Origin of the sequence: Acetobacter pasteurianus subsp. pasteurianus LMG 1262 = NBRC 106471 (assembly GCF_000285275.1) — a bacterium.
GTDB lineage: Bacteria > Pseudomonadota > Alphaproteobacteria > Acetobacterales > Acetobacteraceae > Acetobacter > Acetobacter pasteurianus.
This window is the reverse complement of the sequence record NZ_CADO01000135.1, coordinates 1-1,173: the sequence shown is the minus strand read 5'-3', so window position 1 is coordinate 1,173 and position 1,173 is coordinate 1. Positions and strand designations below refer to the sequence as shown.

Sequence of the window (1,173 nt, the reverse complement as noted above, 5' to 3'; positions counted from 1 at the left end):
GTGATACATGCGACAGACCCTGACCGATCGAAGTGCCTTCAAATTTGTATTGCTATCATGTTGCGCTGCATTTTTGTGTGAAACAGGTGCGCCAACAGCCCACGCCCAGACATCTGCACCTGTCCAGGTTCAGGTGGGAGACATAGCCAAAACCCTCAAGCCCGAAGAGGCAGAAAAGGGTGCAGGCACGCCAACAGATGGGGAAGAACCGCCAGCCACCTCTCTTTCTGAAGAAGAAGAGGCCATGAAGCCCAAGGCGGGCAATCTGTTCCATGTCAAACCCGGCCATACCCCCACATACTGGGAAGGGCTGGAAGGGCATGTCTCCATTGAAGCGGGGATTTCAGGCAACCCCTGGACACGCTCCGGCCGCAACTTTGCGCAGTATTATTCAGATCGCGCCAATACGGTCACTCTGAACCAGATCATTGGTTCCCTGTCCCATCCGGTCACGTCCGTGGGCAGTGGGTATGGCATCGGCTTTGTGCTCGAAGCCATGTATGGTTCCGATGCGCGGTTTGACCCCACAATCGGCATGGGTTCTGGCTCCTTGCACGGCCTGTATCAGTGGGCGCCCACACAGGCGCATCTGGATGTGCATCTGCCGTGGATCTTCAAGCGCGGCATTGATGTGCAGATCGGCCAGATGTACGGCATCATGGGGGCAGAAGGCACGCCAGCTCTGGCACGCCCCTTCTACACCTACAACTACGCATCCGATTATATCGTGCCGTTCCAGACGGTGGGTATTCTGGCCACCATGCATCTGACCCGCCACATGGACTGGATTTTGGGGGTGGATGCAGGCAACTCCACAACCTTTGGCGCCTCGGGCAACAACAACAAGCCCAAGGGCTATTTTGGTCTGGCGTGGAACAAGCTGATGGATGGCAAGCTGGATGTGCATGCCATCGGGCATTTTGGGCCGCAGGGCAACAATGGCCGCACCATTGTCTCCCCCACAGGGTGGGTGAGTGCGGGCATTGGCAAGCAGGCCAACAGCCTCATGCAGTATAATGCGGATGTCATGGCCACGTATCATATCAATGACAAGATGACCGTTTCCGTGGATGGCACCTATCTGCACGATGATTCCCTGCGTGATGATGCCTATGGCGTGACAACCTACTTTTCCTACGACATCCACCCCTGGCTGACATTCAATGCACGTGG

The 1,173-nt window shown here is 56.2% G+C and carries 1 protein-coding gene; it reads left to right on the top strand.

The features are described from left to right. Nucleotides 1-7: 7 nt before the first annotated feature. The coding region (locus APA10_RS11935) for an outer membrane beta-barrel protein (protein ID WP_035367799.1) at nucleotides 8-1,173 on the top strand (1,166 nt) is incomplete at its 3' end.